Origin of the sequence: Comamonas sp. MYb69, from assembly GCF_037479315.1 — a bacterium.
GTDB lineage: Bacteria > Pseudomonadota > Gammaproteobacteria > Burkholderiales > Burkholderiaceae_C > Comamonas.
This window is the reverse complement of the sequence record NZ_JBBGZG010000007.1, coordinates 246,427-267,110: the sequence shown is the minus strand read 5'-3', so window position 1 is coordinate 267,110 and position 20,684 is coordinate 246,427. Positions and strand designations below refer to the sequence as shown.

General features: G+C 55.3%; 9 protein-coding genes. 8 read left to right on the top strand and 1 reads right to left on the bottom strand.

Features of this window, described 5'->3' with window-relative positions; translation table 11 throughout:
• Window positions 1–32 precede the first annotated feature (32 nt).
• Window positions 33–965: an IS5 family transposase gene (locus WH303_RS12220; protein ID WP_339518761.1), complete on the top strand. Its 933-nt coding sequence runs from the start codon at window positions 33–35 to the stop codon at window positions 963–965.
• Here the strand turns inward: WH303_RS12220 and WH303_RS12215 are convergent.
• Complete coding sequence (locus tag WH303_RS12215; RefSeq protein ID WP_339518760.1) at window positions 925–1,464, bottom strand: putative Ig domain-containing protein; 540 nt, start codon at window positions 1,462–1,464, stop codon at window positions 925–927. The two genes, WH303_RS12220 and WH303_RS12215, sit on opposite strands and share 41 nt — an antisense overlap.
• A gap of 269 nt (window positions 1,465–1,733) precedes the next feature.
• Between WH303_RS12215 and WH303_RS12210 the strand changes: the two genes are divergently transcribed.
• From WH303_RS12210 to WH303_RS12180, 7 genes are all read left to right on the top strand, one after another.
• On the top strand, window positions 1,734–4,760 hold the full coding sequence (locus tag WH303_RS12210; RefSeq protein WP_339518758.1) for a DEAD/DEAH box helicase: 3,027 nt from the start codon (window positions 1,734–1,736) through the stop codon (window positions 4,758–4,760).
• A gap of 6 nt (window positions 4,761–4,766) precedes the next feature.
• Window positions 4,767–10,013, top strand: a complete 5,247-nt coding sequence (locus WH303_RS12205; RefSeq protein WP_339518756.1) for a class I SAM-dependent DNA methyltransferase — start codon at window positions 4,767–4,769, stop codon at window positions 10,011–10,013.
• Between the two features lie 19 nt (window positions 10,014–10,032).
• A complete protein-coding gene (locus WH303_RS12200; RefSeq protein WP_339518754.1) occupies window positions 10,033–10,725 on the top strand; it encodes a GTPase in 693 nt (230 codons plus the stop codon).
• Window positions 10,709–11,200: a hypothetical protein gene (locus WH303_RS12195; protein ID WP_339518753.1), complete on the top strand. Its 492-nt coding sequence runs from the start codon at window positions 10,709–10,711 to the stop codon at window positions 11,198–11,200. The genes WH303_RS12200 and WH303_RS12195 overlap by 17 nt, the downstream gene beginning before the upstream one ends.
• Window positions 11,193–11,987 (top strand): hypothetical protein, encoded by a 795-nt coding sequence (locus WH303_RS12190; RefSeq protein ID WP_339518752.1) that lies wholly within the window; start codon window positions 11,193–11,195, stop codon window positions 11,985–11,987. Before WH303_RS12195 ends, WH303_RS12190 begins: the two co-directional genes overlap by 8 nt.
• A 135-nt stretch (window positions 11,988–12,122) precedes the next feature.
• Complete coding sequence (locus WH303_RS12185; protein WP_339518751.1) at window positions 12,123–18,551, top strand: DEAD/DEAH box helicase; 6,429 nt, start codon at window positions 12,123–12,125, stop codon at window positions 18,549–18,551.
• Window positions 18,548–20,638: a UvrD-helicase domain-containing protein gene (locus tag WH303_RS12180; protein WP_339518749.1), complete on the top strand. Its 2,091-nt coding sequence runs from the start codon at window positions 18,548–18,550 to the stop codon at window positions 20,636–20,638. The genes WH303_RS12185 and WH303_RS12180 overlap by 4 nt, the downstream gene beginning before the upstream one ends.
• The last annotated feature ends 46 nt before the right edge of the window (window positions 20,639–20,684 follow it).

Here is a 20,684-nt window from a genome sequence, read left to right as displayed (position 1 = left end):
AATCAGGCTGTCGGCTGCGGTAGGCTCAGGAGATGAGTGAGACGAGCTGGGGTCGGGGCAAGTACCGCACAACAAACTGGAAGACGTACAACGCAGCGTTGAAAGAGCGAGGGGACCTGAGCATCTGGCTGGATAGGGAGATGCAGTGGCTGGCCGTGCCTAGCGGCAAGCGTGGGCGCAGTCAAAGTTTCTCAGATGCGGCCATCCAGTTTTGTCTGACCATCAAGTGCTTGTTTGGCCAGCCCTTGCGCCAGACGCTGGGCCTGGTGCAATCGCTATTGCGTATGGCAGGCCTGCCTTGGCCAGTGCCCGACTACAGCACGGTGTGTGGCAGGCAAAACAGCTTGAATGTGCAGGTGCACTACCGAGCAAGCGAGAAAGGCTTACACCGGCTGGCCGCCTCCACGGGCATCAAGTTCTTGGGCGAAGGTGAGTGGAAGACCAAAAAGCACGGTGCCGAGCGCCGCCGCCAGTGGCGCAAAGTGCATCTGGGTATTGATGCCCAGACGCTGCAGATTCGGGCCATCGCAGTCACAACCAATGAAGTGGGCGACTCGCCAATGGCAGCTGACCTGCTAGGCCAAATCCCAAGCAATGAAGAGATAGCTAGCTTTACCGGTGATGGGGCGTACGACACGCAGGATGTACATAAGGCGTGCTACCTGCGGGGAGCCATTCCAATCATCCCGCCACGCAAAGGAGCGAAGCTGCGCAAAGGGCTGGCATTTACTCACCGCAATGAAGCGGTCAAGGCGTGTAGGCTGTTGGGGCGGGCTATCTGGAAACGCTGGAGCGGCTACCACCGAAGGTCTCTGGTGGAGACCAAGATGAATTGCTTCAAGCGCCTGGGCGAGAAGGTGATGGCCAGGACGTTTGAGCGCCAGGTGACCGAGCTCCACATCCGAGCTTCAATCCTCAATCAATTTACCACTCTGGGCACACCCCAGACGGTCGCTGCTGCGTAAATCCGTCTGGGGCTTGGGGTGGCTCGACCTCCGGGGGATTTATGCAACAAAGCCCCTTGAGGGTATAGACCTGTTTACCTTGAGCATCCTGATAGGTAGCAATCACCTCGAAGGATGAGCCACTTGTGGTCTTTTTGGTTGGCGTTCCTTTCAATTCGGAGCCAATGAGCGTCAGTCCTGGAGGAATGGTTCCCGTTCCAAGTGCCCATGAAACGTCGGTGGGCTGAATAGTGTCAGCCCCATCCCCTGACGCGCCCAGCAGTGTTGAGAAATCCATGCTGTAGGCGCTACCCACCACGGCATCTCTGAGCTGCGCTTGTTGAAGCGTGAGCGTTAGTGGCTCTTTGGGCTCCGGCTCAGTTGTTTCACCTCCACTGCTGCCCGTGGTGGCCAGGGACGGGATAGGTATGTGAACTTTGTAGACGGTGGCTGCATTTGTGGAGGTCCCAAACAATGCAAGGACAGCAGAGGCGATGAGAGAGGCGGCAATCGGGCGCATTGAAACGGCAGGTTAGGTTAATGAACACCTGTCGTAAAGCAACATGGCTTATCGCAGTTCTGTTCTCACTCTCTATCCCTGAAGCTTCAGCAGTTGTGCTCAACCCTGCCTTGAAGCCATTGACTGTTGCGGGCCATAATACTCGCGGCTGCCAACCTCTGCCTGTCCTTGTTCAACCAGAAGGTCAGGCCGCTAAGGCAGTCAATGTCACACTGTACGCTTTCCTGTTTGGGATAGCGTAATGCACCTTTTTTGAGTATCGCTGAGGCTTGCAATTATCATTCGTATGTAACAAAAAACTAAAACGTCGTACATACATGCTTTCTTTTGCTCCAGGTGCCCGTGCTGTTATCCGTGATGAAGAGTGGTTGGTGCGGCGGGTTGACCCGTCAACGGATGGTGGGTGGCTCTTGACTTGCGATGGCATCTCTGAATTGGTCCGAGGACGTGAAGCACTGTTTTTGACAGAGCTTGAAGGCCCCATTGAGGTGCTGGACCCGGCGCAGACCAAGCTGGTGGCCGACACCAGCCCTACCTACAACGCCACCATGTTGTATTTGGAGAGCATGCGCCGGCGTAGCATTGCCAATGATGAGCGCATCCATTTGGGGCACAGAGGGGTGATGAACCTTGTTCCCTATCAGCTCGACCCTGCTTTGCAAGCGCTTCACCAGCCGCGTGCGCGTATCTTGATTGCCGATGCGGTGGGCTTGGGTAAGACGCTGGAAGCGGGCGTGCTGGCGACCGAGCTCATTCAGCGCGGCCGTGGCAAGCGCATCTTGGTGGTCACCCAAAAAGCTATGCTCACGCAGTTTCAAAAGGAATGGTGGAGCCGTTTTTCGATTCCCTTGGTGCGACTGGACTCCTTGGGCTTGGCGCGTGTACGCAACCGCATCCCGGCCAATCACAACCCTTTCAACTATTTCGACCGCAGCATCATCTCCATGGACACACTCAAGAGCAATCTTGAGTACCGCAACTACCTGGAAAACGCATGGTGGGACATCATCGTCATTGACGAATGCCACAACGTGGCTGCGCGGGCGGGTGAATCAGGCCTGTCTCGGCGCGCTCGCTTGGCGCTTTTGCTCTCTAGTCGTTCAGACACATTGATGCTGCTGTCGGCAACGCCCCACGATGGTTCAGCGCGCAGCTTCGCGTCGCTGATGAGCTTGCTCGACCCCACGGCCATCTCTGACCCTGACCACTACACGCCGCAAGACTTCCGCAGCAAGGGCTTGGTGATTCGGCGCTTCAAAAAAGACATTCGTGACCAAGTCTCCTCGGACTTCCAAGAGCGCATCACCACCTGCTTACGCCAAAGCGCCTCCGCTAAAGAAGAGGCCGCCTACCGCGCCTTGCTGGACATTCGCTTCACCCAAGGCGGCAATCACAAAGCGGGCCGCCAGCAAGAGCTGCAGCGCATAGGCATGCAAAAAGCGCTGTTCTCCAGCCCCAAGGCCGCCTTGGAATCCACGCAGCGACGCATTGCCTTGCTGGAAGGTCGCCCAGCCATCTCGGATGACGAACGCATTGAAGTCATTGGCCTGCAAGAGTTTCGGGAAACCTTGCTTACCCTGGTCAACGACACCAGCGCCAAAAGCTTTAGCCGCTACCAAAAGCTGTTGGAGCAGCTGCAATCTAGTGAATTCGGCTGGAGCAAAGACGATGCAGGCGACCGCTTGGTGATTTTCTCGGAGCGCATTGAAACCCTGAATTGGCTCCAAGAGCAGCTCATGCGGGATTTGAAGCTCAAACCCAAGCAATTGGAAGTGCTGCACGGCAGCATGAGCGACATTGAGCAGCAAGAGCTGGTCGAGCGCTTTGGCCGCAAAGACGACCCCATCCGAGTGCTGGTCTGCTCAGACGTGGCCAGTGAAGGCTTGAACCTGCACTACTTCTGCCACCGCTTGGTGCACTTTGACCTGCCTTGGTCCTTGATGACCTTCCAGCAGCGTAATGGTCGTGTGGACCGCTACGGTCAGCAGCATCAGCCGCACATCGTCTACCTGTTCACAGAAACCGTTAACGAGAAGATTCGCGGCGACCTGCGCATTCTGGAAATTCTGGAGCGCAAGGACGAGCAGGCCAATCTCAATTTGGGCGACCCATCGGCCTTCTTGAATGTTTACGACCCTGAAAAGGAAGTCGAAAAAGTCAGTGACTACATGGCCCAAGGGGCTACGCCAGAGCAAGTAGAGGCCGAGCTTGACCACGTAGCCACCACCACCAGCGACAACGATGCCGACTTCTTGATGGAGCTGTTTGGCGGCGGTACCGATGCAGCCCCAGACCCAGACACCACCGCCACATCCGCCCAGCCATCGGCCCAGCACCCCGGCAGCAGCATCGACCACATTGACGAGCCCGCCTCGCTGTTTGACAGCGACTACCACTACGCCAAGGCCGCGCTTACGCAGCTCAATAAAGAGGCCAACTTGTGCCAATGGCAGCCTGCCGATGAAACCCAGATGATTGCTTTGACGGCCCCGCGTGACCTGCAAGAGCGCCTCAAGCTATTACCCAAAGAAGTCCAGGCAGACAACGACTACTACACCCTCACGGCAGACCGGCAACGCATGGCCCAAGCCATTGAAACCGCACGCCAAGCCCGGGCAGAGGAAGAAAGCTGGCCCCAGCTGCATTACCTGTGGCCGCAACACCCCATCATGGAATGGTTGGGCGACCGTGTGCTTACCCAGTTTGGTCGCCACTGTGCCCCAGTGTTGGAGTGTTTGAAGCTGCAGCCCCAAGAGCAAGCCTTTATCTTGATGGGCTTGGTGCCCAACCGCAAAGGCCAGCCGCTGTTGGTGCAGTGGCAGGTAGCCTACCGTGTGCCCGATGCACAGGGGCAAGGCGCTTTTACCCTGCAATCGTTTGACGACTTTGTTGCGCATGCGGGGCTGAATGCTGGCAAGTTGCCCAATCGTGGATTGCTGCAAGCCGGGCACCCGGCTATGCAAACCCTGCAAGCCGCCTTGCCAGACGCCGTAGCCACCATGCACCAGCACATGGTGCAAGCGCAAAGCAGCTTTGCACAACAGCTATCCACCCGCCTGCAAGACACCTTGGCAGAGCTTGAGCGCTTGCAAGGCAAACAAGTGGAGCAGCTCACGCTCGAACTCGAAGGCCAGATTGAAACCATTAAGCGTGGCCGTTTAGAGCAGCGCACCCAACAAATCAACCGCGTTTTTGACGACTACCGCCTGTGGGTGCAAGACACCCTGACCACCGAACCCCAACCTTGGATTCAGGTCATCGCCGCAGTTTGCCACCTCGAAAGCGCCGGAGCGTAATTCCCCATGCGAGTTTTAGAAGCCGTTCAAACCTTCGCTGGCATTGCCAACGAAAACGAGTTTTACAGCCACCACTACCTGTCTGAAGTCTTCAAAGGCGACATCAAAGACCGCCTTGCCGCCTGGGATGCACAAGAAGCCCAGCACCCCAGTGATGCCCCTGACCACGAACAGCACCGCGCGCCCACCAAGCGCCTGCAAGGCTGGGCACAGCGCTGGTTCTCCCTGCGTAACCAAGTACAGCGCGGCAAAGATGAAAACGAGCGCTGGCACAGCTTTGTGCAAATGCAAACTGGCCTGCTGCAAGCATTGGGCTATGCACAGCCGCCGCATAGCAGCACGCTGCATGAGTTCAGCACCGGCCTGCCTGTGCCGCTGTGGCACTTGCAAGGCCAGCGCCTGGCCATCATCCCAGCCTACCAGCCCAGCCGTGAAGAAGATGACCTGCTAGACCACGAGCTCACCGCCTTTCACTACGGCGCAGAGCCTCTGCCCCAGCAAATCAAGGGCCAGTCTTGGGCCGAGCTGCTCTCAGACGCCGTTTTTGGTGACGAACAACCACCGCGTTATGTGCTGTTGCTGGGTTTGGATGAATGGCTGCTGCTGGACCGTTACAAGTGGCCCAACAACCGTGCATTGCGTTTTGCCTGGGCCGACATTCTGGACCGCAAAGACGCCGACACCCTCAAAGCCTGCGCAGCCCTGCTGCACAAAGACAGCCTTGCCCCCGGTGAAGGCAACAGCCTGCTGGAAAGCCTTGACGAGAACGCCCACAAGCACGCCTTTGGCGTGAGTGAAGACCTCAAATACGCCCTGCGCGAAGCCATTGAACTGCTGGGCAACGAAGCCGCCAGCCAGCTGGAAGCGCAAGCCATTGGCCACAAGAAAAGCGTGTACTCCGGCCAATACAAGCTCGACGCCGACCAGCTCAGCTTGGAATGCCTGCGCATGGTCTACCGCTTGCTGTTCATGTTCTACATCGAAGCGCGGCCAGAGCTGGGCTATGTGCCTATCACCAAGAGCGAGGTCTACCTCAAAGGCTACAGCCTTGAAAGCCTGCGCGACTTGGAGCTGCAGCCCCTGCCTACCCCGCAGGCGCAAGAAGGCACTTACTTTGACCAAACCCTGCGCCGCTTGTTCAGCTTGGTGGCCCATGGATGCGGCTTGGCAGGCGAGCAGGCCGAGCTGCGCGATGTGCGCGATACCCACCTGCCCGGACTGCAAGGTGCAAAAGACACTTTCGCACTGGCACCACTCGACAGCCGTTTGTTTGACGACAGCGCCGTGCCCCTGCTGGCCAAGGTGCACTTCCCCAATGTGGTGTGGCAGCGCGTCATCAAGCTGCTGTCTCTCAGCAAAGGCAGTGGCAGAGGCCGCCGCTCGGGCCGCGTCAGCTACCAGTTGCTCTCCATCAACCAGTTGGGCGCGGTGTATGAAGCACTGCTCAGCTACCGCGGCTTCTTTGCGCAGGAAGACCTGTACGAAGTCAAACCCGCGCCCAAAAAAGCCAGCGCCGCTGCCAGCGATGATGGGGGCGAAGAGGGTGACGACAGCGACGAAGCCGAAGCCACCAACACCCGCAAAGCGCATGACACCGACAGCAGTGCCGACCTGCTAGAAAACGCCTGGTTCGTCCCCCGCAGCCGCATCGACGACTACAAAGACGACGAAAAGGTGTACGACGTGGAAGACGGCCGCCGCCGCCTGCGCATGCACCCCAAGGGCAGCTTTATCTACCGCCTGGCGGGCCGCGACCGGCAAAAAAGCGCCAGCTACTACACCCCCCAGGTGCTCACGCAATGCCTGGTGAAGTACGCCCTGAAAGAACTGCTGGCTGAAAGCAATGGCCGCGTGCGCTGCGCCGACGACATCCTCACCCTGACGGTGTGCGAGCCCGCCATGGGCAGCGCCGCCTTCTTGAACGAAGCCGTCAACCAATTGGCAGAAAGCTACCTAGAGCGCAAGCAGGCCGAGCTCAAAACCCGCATCCCCCACGACCAGTACCCGCAAGAGCTGCAAAAAGTGCGCATGTACCTGGCCGACCGCAACGTGTTTGGCGTGGACTTAAACCCCGTGGCCGTGGAACTGGCCGAGGTATCCCTGTGGCTCAACGCCATTTATGGGGAAGAGGAAAACGGCCAACCCTTGCCTGCCCGTGTGCCCTGGTTTGGCTACCAACTGTTTGCCGGCAACAGCCTGATTGGTGCCCGCCATCAGGTCTACAACGCCGCTGCCCTGAAAAAAGGCGCCAAACCCGCCTGGCATGACGAGCCCCCGCGCCGCGCCAGTGCCAGCGCACCGCGCCGCGCCGATGAAATCTGGCACTTCTTGCTGCCCGACCCCGGCATGGCCAACTATGGCGACAAAGACGCCAAAAAACTCTACCCCGCCGACTTTGACCGCCTCAAATCTTGGCGCAAAGCCTTCTGCGCCCCCTTGGCAGAGCACGAAATCGCCCGCCTGCAGCAACTGAGCCAGTGCGTGCAAAAGCTATGGGAAGAGCACATCCAAGCCCTAGCACGCGACCGCGCCCGCACCGAAGACGCGGTGACCGTCTGGCCAGAGACTGCGCAAAAATCACAAGAAAAATCGGCCTCTGACCTAGATGCAGCAAGCGTAAGCAGCTATCAAAACCGAATCAGTCGTGCAGAAAAAGAGCAGATACGCCAGCAAGGCCTGCTCAATGAAGATGGGGACTTGGCTACGCCGTTTCGCCGCCTCAAACTGGTGATGGACTATTGGTGCGCCCTGTGGTTCTGGCCCATCACCTGCAGTGAAGACCTGCCCAGCCGAGAGCAGTGGTGGATGGAAGTGGGTGCCATTCTGGAAGGTAATGTGATTGACGTCACGCCCCAGGCTCATTTGGTGTTCAGTCAGCCCGCCAACCAGACATCCGGTGGCGGTGTCAATTTGCTGTTTGGCGATAAAAGTGCCCCAGTCTTCCAGAAGGTCCAGCCGAGCTTGGAAGGTTTTGACAATCAGCCCGAGTTGCAAGCGGCTAGCAATACCCCTGCCATTGCCGCCGCGCTGTACGACAAGCTGGGCCAATTGCGCATCAGCAAACTGCGCGAGCATTTCCCCAATATCAAGCAGGTGGAAGACATTGCCGAACAGCGCCGCTTTATGCACTGGGAGCTGTGCTTTGCCGACGTTTTGCTGCAGCGTGGCGGCTTTGATTTGATTTTGGGGAATCCACCATGGCTCAAGGTGGAGTGGAACGAGGCAGGGATTTTGGGTGAGCGCAACCCGGTGTTCGCTATTCGGAAAATCAGTGCGGCAGACCTTGCGAGGTTGCGCGCAGATGCTTTTGCACAGTTCCCCAGCCTGCAAACTGACTGGACAGATGAACTCCAAGAGGCTGAAGGTACGCAAAACTTTCTCAATGCCGTGCAGAACTACCCGCTGCTGCAAGGCATGAAAGCCAATCTCTACAAATGTTTTATGCCGCTGGCTTGGAGCTTGGCTAGCACGCAAGGCGTGACCGGGCTGTTAACGCCTGAAGGCCCGTATGACGACCCTGAAGGAGGTGCGTTGCGCGAGGCGCTGTACCAGCGGCTTGCTGCCCATTTCCAGTTTCAAAACGAGTTCAAGCTGTTCCCGATTGGCAACCGCAATAAGTTCGGCATCAACATTTATGGCCCAGTGAAGCGTGCACCTGGCTTTGACCTGATTGCCAACCTTTACAGTCCTAACACCATCGAAGCCTGCTACCGGCACGACGGGGAGGGCTTGCCGGACGGCATCAAAAACGCAGACGACCAGTGGAACACCAGCGGCCACCGCGACCGCATCGTGCGCGTCGATGAAGCCGGGCTGGCCACCTTTGCCCAGCTTTACGACGAACCCGGTACCCCGGCACGCCGCGCCCGCCTGCCTGCGCTACACGCGGGTGCCTTGAACAGCGTACTGGCCAAGCTGGCCGCCTACCCGCGCCGCTTGGCCGATGTGGGCGAGGGCTACTTTTCCACTCAGCACTGGAACGAAAAACTGGCGCAGGACGATAAAACCATCACCCGCCGCCCCAGTACGGACCCCGGCTTTGCTGCCACGCCGCACGACTGGGTGCTGTCTGGTCCGCATTTCTTTGTTGGCAACCCGTTCCACCAAACCCCGATGCGGGTGTGCAATACACACCGGGCTTACGAAAAGCCCGACCTTGAAACCCTGCCCGACGATTACCTGCCGCGCACCAACTACCGCCCTATGCCCGACCGCGCCGAATACCTGCGCCGTACGCCGCGCGTTAGTTGGCAGGAGCCGGGCGAAAAACAGGGTAGGCCGGTGACGGAGTTTTTTAGGTTGGTGAACCGAGAGATGATTGGGTCATCGTCAGAACGCACGCTCACCGCCACATTGATGCCACCTGGCGCAGCACAAGTCCACACCGTCTTGGCATCAGTATTTCAATCATCCCAAGAGCTAGTGTCATTTTTGGCCATGACACTGTCCATCGTCTTAGATTTTCATGTCAAAAGCACGGGGGCCGGGCATGCCAATATCTCCTTGCTGGAGCAATTACCGACCATTGGGCCAACTGTTCGCACAGACATGGCTGCAGCCCTTCGTGCACGGGCTACAGTTCTCAACTGCCTCACCACCCACTACGCCCCGCTATGGGAAGAAGTCTATGACCTGGACTTCGCCGACCAAAGCTGGAGCCAGCCCAGCAATCCACGCTTGCCGCAGGACTTCTGGTCATCACTCACCAGTACCTGGACGCGCGATTGCGCCTTGCGCAGCGACTACGCCCGCCGCATGGCCTTGGTGGAAATTGATGTGCTGGTGGCGCAAGCACTGGGCCTGACGCTGGAAGAATTGCTGCTGATTTACCGCGTGCAATTCCCCGTCATGCAAGGCTATGAGCGCGACACCTGGTACGACATCCACGGCCGCATCGTCTTTACCAACAGCAAGGGCTTGGTCGGCGTGGGCTTGCCCCGCAAAGGCGGCCCCAAAACCTCGCGCACCCGCATGACCACGCCCGATGGCAAGGTCTACACCCAGCAATTGGGCTGGGACGACCTGTGGACCTACGCCAATGCCGAAGCAGGCGACAGCCCCGAGGTGCTGCACGCCGGTGGCAAACCCCAAGTGCCCGATGGCACGGTGATTACCCAATGGGTGATGGACGACACCCTGCCCGGTGGCCCCCGTGAGGTAGAGCGCAAATACGTGGCGCCCTTTGTACGCGCCAATCGTGAAGACGACTACCGCATGGCGTGGGCGTTTTTTGACTCTACGTTGCCTAACTAACAGCAGCAGAAAGAAGCCTATGCCTTTACCGTTTATTGCTATCGCCGCTGGCGTTGTCACCCTGGTTGGAGCTGGCGCAACAGCCGTTTATTCCTACCTCAAAAAGGATGACGAGTTATCAACAAATAAAGCTCATTCATTAGGGACTTTCGTCATATGGGGACGCCCCAATGTCGGGAAAACTACCTTTATTGCACGCCTACGCGGAGAACCTCCTAAATCAAAGCAAAAAACGGCCACTACATCAAGAGTTGAATACAAAGATGTTCATTTGAGGGTAATCGATGGTGTGCCAATGGTTATCAATAGAATAATAGACATGCCGGGGACTGATGATAGGTTAAATGATTGGCTGGCATTAGCTGTAGCCAACGAACATATTTTCTATTTGGTAGATTTGTCAAGATTGAGAGCTAGAGAGTACGCCTCAGTTGTCAGAAGGGATTTGGAAGCAACGGTTGGAAAACTACGCGAGCTAAGAAAATCTAAGCGTATAAACATTATTTGCTCGCATGTAGATGAGTCTGATTGGAAGAGTTTGAAAAATGACCCAAATTTAGGAAATATTATTCAAAGTGATGATGGAATTCGGTATGTTTATGAATCTTTGAATCGAGAAGGGGTGGCTGGATATTTTTATTTTTCAGACTTAACTGACAATGATAGTTTTAAGCATCTATTAAAAAGCATTGTGAATGATTGCCATGCTTGACTTAAGCCGTGAAGCTTATTTTTATGCGCAGGCTCTGGACAATCAAGGCGGCACTGAATATTGGCGCATAACGGAAGGAGGCACGGTTAGCGAAAAGCTCTTACCTGAGGACCCTAGTTTGAGTGCCGTTCGTAGTTTAATCGATACCGTGCAAAGTCATGGCCGAGTGTGGCATATTGCCAATAGCGGTTTGCCTTGTCGTTTTATTAACGGAGGAAATTGTGTGCTTACCGTAACCCCGGAAACCAGAGACTCTGGCGGGCGTCTTTCTCCTGTTTTACTATTATTTAATGCACTTGGCCCTTCACGTCAACAAGCTGCAGTCGCGTTCATGTCAATCCCCTCAACAATGGAGCGTGAAGTATCAAATGATTACGAAAAAATAGCACGCCACCTAAAACGGATAATTGCTTTGCCGCGCTGGATAATTTATTTGCATATGGCAATATTTAGTGAAAAACATACTCATGATTGAATCACATATTCAAAAAATTATTTTTGTCGACGAACCATTTTTGGTTGAGCTTAAACAGGATTCTGTAACTGATTTTCGCGCATTTGAACAAGAGGAATTAGATACGCAGGTTATTCAGCTACCGATTCCTGCAAATCAAATTCGCGAACTCACGCAGTTAGTCCACGTCTCAGATGTTCGTGTAGGCACGGTTTTGGTCAAGCCGGATTACAGCGACCGTTTTATCAGTATTGACACATTTGCCGATGGACATGCTGAGCGTAAATACCGACTCTGGGTGCTGCTTTGCATGGCCTTGGGTGCGAAGAAAGTCAGTGTGAAGAATATTGAAGAGGTGAGCGTTGAGTCTGATGAGACAAGTTCATTTTCAGCTAACGTAGGTGGAGGGGTTGATAAGGTCGGTAAAGCTGAGGCCAGTATAAAAATGGATGGCAGCAAGAGTCATGATGAGGCACGCAGCTCTATAATGGGTATTAATGCTGAAGCGGCTGGGGGAGCGCCTGACTTAAACAAGGCTATGCAGATTCTGCGAGACAATGGTTTGGAGCGCGACGATATGTTTAAAAGAATGTATGAAATGCGCAGCATCACGTCCAATGCCTTACTACGGCATGAGTTTTCACTTGATACTTCTTCTGATTTCAAACGTGTTCTGGATTCGTCTTTGAAAGCGAAGGTGGAGTTAATGGGGAAAATATACGGAGGAAAGGCTGAATTTACAAAAACACGCAAATCACTGGAGAGGGCCTCGACCGCGCTGAAATTAACTATATTAGTTGATTTTTAATTTTTGAATGCTGCGAGTTTACTAAAAATATATTTCGCCAATTATCTGGTTGATATTATTGATTATAATAACGGGTGACCGGAGAATTATTTTCATAAATTTCAAAAAAATAAGATAAATAAAAATACATTAAATATGCTGCCATCACTGCTTGCACGTGACATTCAGACGGGACTCAAGCAATTCTTGGTGTCTAGCTATGAGCCGGCCGATGCGTTTATGTATGGGCTGATGCGCCGCTTTATTGATGATGAGGTCGCGTGGCTCAAAGGGCCTTATGTGCAAATGGGGCTGCCGTTTGCAGTTGGCACTGCGGGTAGGTCATTTTTCTCATCATTTGAAACTGAGTTCCCAGGCTACCTACACCAAGAGATGGCTTGGAAGCGCCTATCGAGTCAGCGTATGGCGGCAAGCACCTTGGTGGCCACGGGGACTGGCTCGGGTAAGACGGAGTGTTTTTTATTTCCGGTCTTAGACCATTGCGTGCGAAGCAAAAAAGCGGGAGAGTCCGGCATCAAAGCCTTGGTCATCTATCCCATGAATGCGCTTGCCACCGACCAAGCGCGCCGCATTGCGGACCTGATTGCCAAGGTGCCCGCGTTCGCAGGCTTGCGTGTGGGCCTGTATGTGGGCGGTGCTGCGGGTGCGCTTGGCTCGGGTATGGTAATGACGTCCACATCGGTGATTACCGACCGTGACACCCTGCGCAAGAACCCGCCAGATATCTTGCTGACCAACTACAAGATGCTGGACTACCTGATGTTGCGCCCAAAAGACCGCAAGCTGTGGGCGCACAACGGGCCGACGACCTTGCGCTATGTGGTGGTGGATGAGCTGCACACTTTTGACGGTGCCCAAGGCACGGACTTGGCCCTGCTGCTGCGCCGCTTGCGGGCGCGGTTAAAAACACCAGAGGAGCATCTGATTTGTGCGGGGACCTCGGCAACGCTGGGTGGCTCATCCGGCACCGCGCCGTTGCGTGAATATGCACGCCAGGTATTTGGTGTGCCTTTTGCAGAAGACGCGGTGGTAACGGAAAACCGCTTGTCTGTGGACGATTTTCTGGGCGATGCCATGGTGAGTTATATGTTCATGTGGACGCCCGCAGTAGATGCTGCCTTAGACCCAGAGCGCTACGCATCGCCTGAGCAGGCGGTGCAGGCGTGGTTTGAGGTTTTCTTCCCTGGGGTGCAGCAGCCCACCAGTGTGAAAGAAGTCAACAGCCCACAGTGGCGCCAAGCATTGGGGCTACACCTCAAACAGCACCAATTGTTTGTGAATTTGCTTCGCCTGATGAAAAGCGGTGTGGCACGCTACGACGCGCTGGAAGATGCGTTTGCGCGCAATATGCCAGCTGCCAGCCGCACCCAAGTAACACGGGTATTGGATGCGTTATTGGTGCTCGTGGCGTGGGCCTTGCGCGATGGCAAACAGCCCTTGGTAACGCTGCGTGTGCAACTGTGGGTGCGCGAACTGCGCCGCATGGTGGGCAAGTTGGCCATCAACCCAGAAGACGTTTGCTTGCGCAGTGAGCGCGATTTGCCTGCCGAGCGCGAAGGTGTCTACCTGCCCATGGTGCAGTGCAGCCAGTGCCGCACCACGGGCTGGATTTCGCGCATGGTGCCGGGCAGCAGCAAGCTGTCCACCAAGCTCGATGAGATTTACAACACGTGGTTTGCAGGACGCCCAGAAGCTGCCAGGCTGTATGCAGCAGTAAGCGTAGGCAGCAGGCCGGAGGTACAAGGCCTGCACCAATTTGCCTGCGTAGCCTGCGGCAACCTGCAAGCGGGTGACAAGGAGTGTTTGGCGTGTGGCCACCAAGAGTTGCTGCAAATATTCCAAGTGACAGCTCAGCGCTCGCAAGTGTCGGGCAATGTGCATTACACACGGCATGACGATACCTGCCCCTGCTGCGGCGAGCGCGGTGAATTGCTCTTGCTGGGTGCACGTAATGCTACCTTGGGCTCTCAAGTGGTGGATGCGAGTTGGGCCAGTCGCTTTAACGATGACAAAAAGCTGATGGCGTTCTCCGACTCCGTACAAGATGCCGCCCACCGTGCAGGCTTTTTTGGAGCGCGCACTTGGCAAAACAATGTACGTACCGCATGGGCCCATGTGCTGGACGAGCTGGGGGCTGTCAGCATGCCGTGGTCGCAGTTGCTGGAGCAGGCTGAACAACGATTTGCGCAAGAGGGTTCCGTACTGCACTGTCCACCTGCTGAGTTCGTTGCCGAGTTTTTGGCGCCTAATATGGTATGGCAACACGACTGGTCGGTGGAGTTGCTGGAAAAAGGCAGCTTACCCGCGAATTCGCGCCTACCGCAAAAGGTGCGCAAGCGCATGCTGTGGCAACTGTTCAGCGACCTGACCTACCAAAGCCAGCGTGGTCGCACGTTAGAGCGCATTGGCAAAGTGACGATGGCGGTACCCCTGTCGCGACTGAGCGAGGTTGTTGACGACCTTCTGCCTGTGCTACGCGAGAGCTTTGGCATGCAAGAGGTTAATAAGAGCTTGCTGTGCCAATGGCTTTGGGGCGCATTGACCCACATGCGCCGCCGCGGTGGCGTGATGCATGCAGAGATACAGGAGTATGCGGAGACAGCCAATGTATGGCGCTTGGCCAAAGGTGCCGGACGTGCAGAGTGGATGCCCAAAATGGGCGAGTACACCCCTAAGCCAGTTTTGCTGACGTTGGGCCAACACAAGCATTTCGACAAACTAGCGGGAAGTACCAAACCAACTTGGTATGAGCGTTGGACTGAGGCAGTACTGAGCCAGCAGACCCTGTTGTCCAAAGGAATGGCTACGGACTTGTGCAGAGCGGCTTTTAAGATGCTGGTAGAGCATGGCGTGCTGCTCCGGACCATGAGCCAGCAGGGTGATACCTTGGCGTTAAACCCTGAGGCCTTGGAAGTGAGCACGGAGGTGGCTTTTCTTTCCACCTCTGCCAACAAGCGCAAGCTGGCGGTAGCGCGTGCGGATGCCGAGCAATTGCTGGGCATGCCTTGCCTCAACGCTGTGGAGTACCGCTATGACCAGTTGATACCTGAGGCAGCGGATTGGTGGGTCAAGCGCTTTAGCCAAGGGGACTTGCGCCGCGTTATTGCAGCTGAGCACACGGGCTTGCTGGAACGCACGGCACGCGAGGCCTTGGAGCTGCGGTTTAAGGACAAAAAACCGCAACCTTGGTTTGAGAACTTGCTCTCAGCCACGCCCACTTTGGAGATGGGGGTGGACATTGGGGACTTGTCTTCCGTGCTGCTGTGCTCGGTGCCTCCCAACCAAGCAGGCTTTTTGCAGCGTATTGGCCGAGCCGGTCGCCGCGATGGCAATGCCATGACCACCACCCTGGCGGATGGCAATAGCCCGCATGACCTGTATTTCTTTGAAGAAACCGAAGAAATGATTGCTGGTGAAGTCGCTCCGCCCGGCGTATTTCTGAAAGCTGCAGAGGTGTTGCGTAGACAGTTGTTTGCCTTTTGCATGGATGACTGGGTATCCACCCTCAAAAATGACAGTGCACTGCCGGACAAAACTTCGCAAGCACTGGATGCGATGGAGCAGGCCAAGCAAGACCGCTTTCCATACATTTTCTGCGAGCATGTGGTCGAGCATGAGCAACGTCTGTTTGACGGCTTTATGGCTTTGCTGGGGCAGGATGTCGATGCAGTAGTCAGCAGTCGGTTGTGGGACTTCATGCAAGGGCAGGGCGAAAGCGATGGCCTACGCACCCGTTTGACCAAGACGTTAGAAGAGCTGGTGGAAGAGCGCAAAACTTACAAGAAGCGCCAGAAGGAGTTGGACGCCAGCAAGAAGCATTTACAGCAAAAGCCACAAGACGAAGCCACCCAGGACGAGCTGGATGTTCTCTTGCGAGAGCGTGACAAGATGCTGGAGCTCATCAAGGAAATTAACGGGCGCGACTTGCTCAATACCTTGACTGATGCGGGATTGATTCCGAACTATGCCTTCCCTGAGTCTGGCATTCAACTGAAGTCCGTGCTGTGGCGTAAACGCGGTGAGGATGAGCCTGGCCAAGGAAACTATGTGGCACTGGCCACACAAAAATTTGAGCGACCCGCGCAATCTGCCTTGGCAGAATTTGCACCGGAAAATCGCTTCTATGCGAACCAACGCCGGGTGGAAATCGACCAAATCAATATGAGTTTGGCCGATACGGACGACTGGCGTTTTTGCCCCAGTTGCCATCACATGCAGAACCTGAGCATCGAGCCCGATGTGCATGCGGTATGTCCGAACTGTGGTGACGCAATGTGGTCGGATGGCGGGCAAAAGCGAACTCTGCTGCGCTTTAGGCAAGCCATTGCCAACAGCAATGACACCGAGGTTCGTATTGACGACAGTGCGGAAGACCGCGAGCCAAAGTACTACGTGCGCCAATTGCTGGCTGACTTTAAGCCTGTAGATATCAAAGAGGCATGGCAAATACCGACAGGTGGAACACCTTTTGGCTTCGAATTTATTGGCCGCGTCACGTTCAGGGATGTGAACTTTGGTGAGTTGGCCAAGCCTGGAGAGGCGTTCAAGGTTGCTGACAAGGAGACGCAACGCCCTGGCTTTAAGTTGTGCAAGCACTGCGGCAAGGTGCAGAAAATTACCCGAAAACGCACGCTTACTGAAGAACAAGACCATAGCTTTGATTGCGTCAAACACGGCAGCAATGAACCAAGCAATCTGCTCGATTGCCTGTATCTGTACCGTGAGTTCGAGTCAGAGGCACTGCGTATCTTGGTGCCCTATACGAAAAATGGCGTGGACGACACCGTGGTGCAGTCGTTTATGGCGGCAGTGCAGTTGGGCCTTAAGCGCCGCTTTGGTGGGAAAGTCGACCATCTGCGCATGGTGCTGCAAGATGAGCCTGGCAAAGATGGAGGTCCGCGCAAACACTTTGTCATGCTTTATGACTCAGTACCTGGCGGAACAGGCTATTTGCACCAGCTGCTTGCCAAGGATGCGAAGACATTGGCAGAGGTACTGCACCTTGCGCTAGATGCGCTGCACACCTGCGCGTGCAACCATGACCCCGAAAAAGATGGCTGCTACCGCTGCCTCTACCAATACCGGCTGGGGCGCAATATGGAGCAGGTGTCCCGCGACAGTGCCAAGGCAGTACTAGCGGATTTGCTGGACTCCTTGCCTGCTTTGCAGCGGGTTGAGACCATCTCTGATATCTATATCAACCCCAATTTCGACTCCGTCTTAGAGGCTCGATTTATCGAAAGCCTCAAGAAGATGGGCGGGGTGGCAGGCATACCCACTGTGAAGCTCGTGCAAGACGTAGTCTATGGCAAGTCAGGCTATGTGCTGGAGCTCAATGGGCAGCGTTATCGCATTGAACCTCAACGTCAATGTCACAGCGATGATGGGGTGGCTGTCCCCAGTCAGCCGGACTTTGTGATTTGGCCATGGTCCACAAACTCTAAGCGCCGTCCCATCGCGGTGTTCTGTGACGGCTGGAGCTATCACAAACAAAGCATCCGAGCAGATGCTCTCAAACGCAGTGCTTTGGTGGCCAGTGGGAAGTTTTGGGTTTGGTCCGTGACCCACCAAGATGTAGCCGCAGCCCTGGACAAGACTGCTGACACTGATTTGGAAGCGCTGACGGTTGCTTTGAGCCGCCATGACGGCAGTAGAGCTCCTGTGACAGTGCCGAGAGCACAAGCCAAGGCATTCACCCAGCACGCGGTCGCCAAGCTGTTGCAGTGGCTGGCCAGCTCTGAAGGTACAGCTGAGCAAGACGCGGCGATGGATACCCAGCAGCGCAATGCGTCTTGGCTGCAGTTTTTGATGGTTCCATCCACACCTGCAGACAAGGACGTGGCAACGCATCAGCGTGCTCATTGGCAAGAGCATCTGCCTTTGCATTTGAAGCAGCCAGGCGGCTGTGGGTTGGCGCCCGTTATGTCGAAGAAGTCAGGTGCCACGAATGTTGTCGGGTGGTGGCCCATGCTTATCGCTAAGGGGTGGCCGGAGCAGGTGACCTGGACCGCACCCTGCGTAGTGCTGTTTGATGCCGCCGCGGCTGATGGTGAAGAGGCTCTACACCACGCATGGCGTATGTGGCTGCATGCGTTTAACGCGCTGCAGTTCATGCCGGGCACATGGCTGGTGGAACGAGAAGGTTTGTATGCACACGATTACGACGTGCTGAGCGCTAGCTATAAGTCGGTGAAACCAGCCCAAAGTGAAGCACAAGCTGCATTTAACGGCATTTGGCAGGCCGTGGTTGAGCAAGTGTTGGAGCCCATGGCGTCTGGAATTAAAGCCTTGGCACATGCGGGTGTGTCACCGCCCGAGGTGGGTTTAGAACTGGCGGACACTAAAGGCTATGCATTGGCAGACTGTGAGTTGGCTTGGAGCGATGCCAAACTTGCCGTTTTGCGAGCAGACCAAGAAGACCTGCAGGAATATTGGGTGGCTGAGGGCTGGAAATGCTTGGTGCTCGATGAAGGAATGGCCACAACCCAAGGCAGGCCATGGGCTGCGGTTGCAGCTGAATATTTAGGTGTTGAACTCAAGATAAATGAAGGAGTGGCTGCATGAGCCTCAAACCCAAAGTTGCCCTTTCACAAGATTTTCTGCTCCAGCTTTCCAAGCTGCCAAAAAACGTGCAATCCAAGGTCATGCAATGGGCTATCAAGTTCCAGGTAGACCCGAAGAGCCCAGGGATAAATTACGAAAACATTCTTGGGGCACGCGATGCCAATCTGAAATCGGTACGGCTAGATAGCGACTGGCGCGGTATCGTTTTCAAACCCAGTAGCGGCGATGTGTATGTGCTGCTCTATGTCGCTCATCACGACGAAGCATATCGATGGGCGGAAAACCGTAAGCTTGCGGTAAACCCCGTGACCGGGGCGATGCAACTGGTGCTGATACAAAGTGCCGAGGCAGCAGCGCCTGCTGCCGAAACAGCTGGACAGGTCAAGTCGGAGTCTGCACATTCATCCACCTTGTTTGAGACGCTGCAAGACCGCGAGTTGCTCAGTTTAGGAGTGCCGCAGGAAATGTTGGATGTCGTCCGTGCCATCGCTTCCGACAACCAACTGGATGCATTACAGGCCCGATTGCCGGTAGAAGCCTATGAAGGATTGTTTCTGGTTGCTGCCGGTGACACCGTGAGCCAAGTTCTCAGTGCCCGTGAGACGCGGGTGGACCGAGACATCGATACCGAAAACTTTGCTGCAGCTTTGGAGACGGCCGAGTCTCAATCGCGTTTTGTGATTGTGGATGACGACGAAGCCATGCTCGCCATCATGAATGCACCTTTGGCACAGTGGCGCGTCTTCTTACATCCGACCCAAAAGAAGCTCGCTGATGGTGACCGCACTGGGGCGGTGCGTGTATTAGGTGGCGCTGGTACAGGTAAAACGGTGCTGGCCATGCATCGTGCCAAGTGGTTGGCGGAGAATGGCACGCCCGCAGGTCAAAAGGTACTGTTCACCACATTCACCAAGAACCTTGCCAGTGATATTGAGCAAAACCTGCGCACCTTGTGCAGCAAATCCACGCTCGAAAAAATTGAGGTCCGTAACTTTGATGCTTGGGTGCATGGATTCATGCGCAGCCACAAGCTAGAGCACCGCATTGTTTATGACCGTAAGCAAGACGGTGCGCTGCAAGCTTGGGAATCGGCGATGGCCGTACGGGATACGACCTTAGATTTGTCCAAGGACTTCTACGAAAAAGAACTGGAACAAGTCATTCTTGCCCAAGGCGTAACGACGCGCGATGAATACCGAGTTGCCCGTCGAACAGGCCGTGAAGGCATCTTGAGCAGAGGTAAGCGGGACGCTATCTGGCCAGTGTTTGAGGAGTATCGAGGCCAGCTCAGCTCACGCAAACTCAAAGAAGTAAATGATGCTTACCGTGAAGTTGCTGCCATGCTTTCTTCAGGTGAAGCACAACGTCCTGCGTACAGTGCCATCCTGATAGATGAGACACAGGATTTTGGCGAGCAGGCACTGAAACTTCTGCGAGCCATGATTGAGCCTGGAACCAATGACTTGTTCTTTGTAGGTGATGGCCACCAGCGCATCTACAGCCGCAATAAAGCTGCAATGAGTAAATGTGGCATCGATATCCGCGGCCGAGCACGTAAGCTGTACCTGAACTACCGCACGACCGATGAAATTCGCAGACAGGCTGTAGCTTTACTAGAGGGCTGCGAAGTTGATGACTTGGATGGAGGTCAAGATGAGACGCGACGGTATAAATCGTTATCACACGGGCCAGCCCCAATTGTTTATCCGGTCGAAGGGTTAGAGGCGGCCGCAACGCAAGCCATTACTTTCCTCAAAGATGGACAGCAGGCGCAAAGTGCGCAAGATGCATGGTCTGTGTGCGTGATAGCTCCCTCGGAAAAACTTCGTGAGACGCTTGCTCAACAGGTCACGGCAGCAGGTTTTTCATGTGTGACCATTACTGCTCATACGAACCATGCTGATAGCCGAGGTGTTGTGCATTTTGCGACGATGCACCGTGCCAAGGGCTTGGAGTTTGATTCCGTTGTGGTTGTTGCCCCTGAGGCTTACTTCGGAGACCCAGAGGCAACGGCTAACCAACGCAAATTGATGTATGTAGCGCTGACGCGCGCGAAGCGCACTGCTGCGCTAATTTGTCTTGCGTAGGTGATTTTTCAATTTCGAAGATTGAGGCGTGGAATTCCCAAGTTTT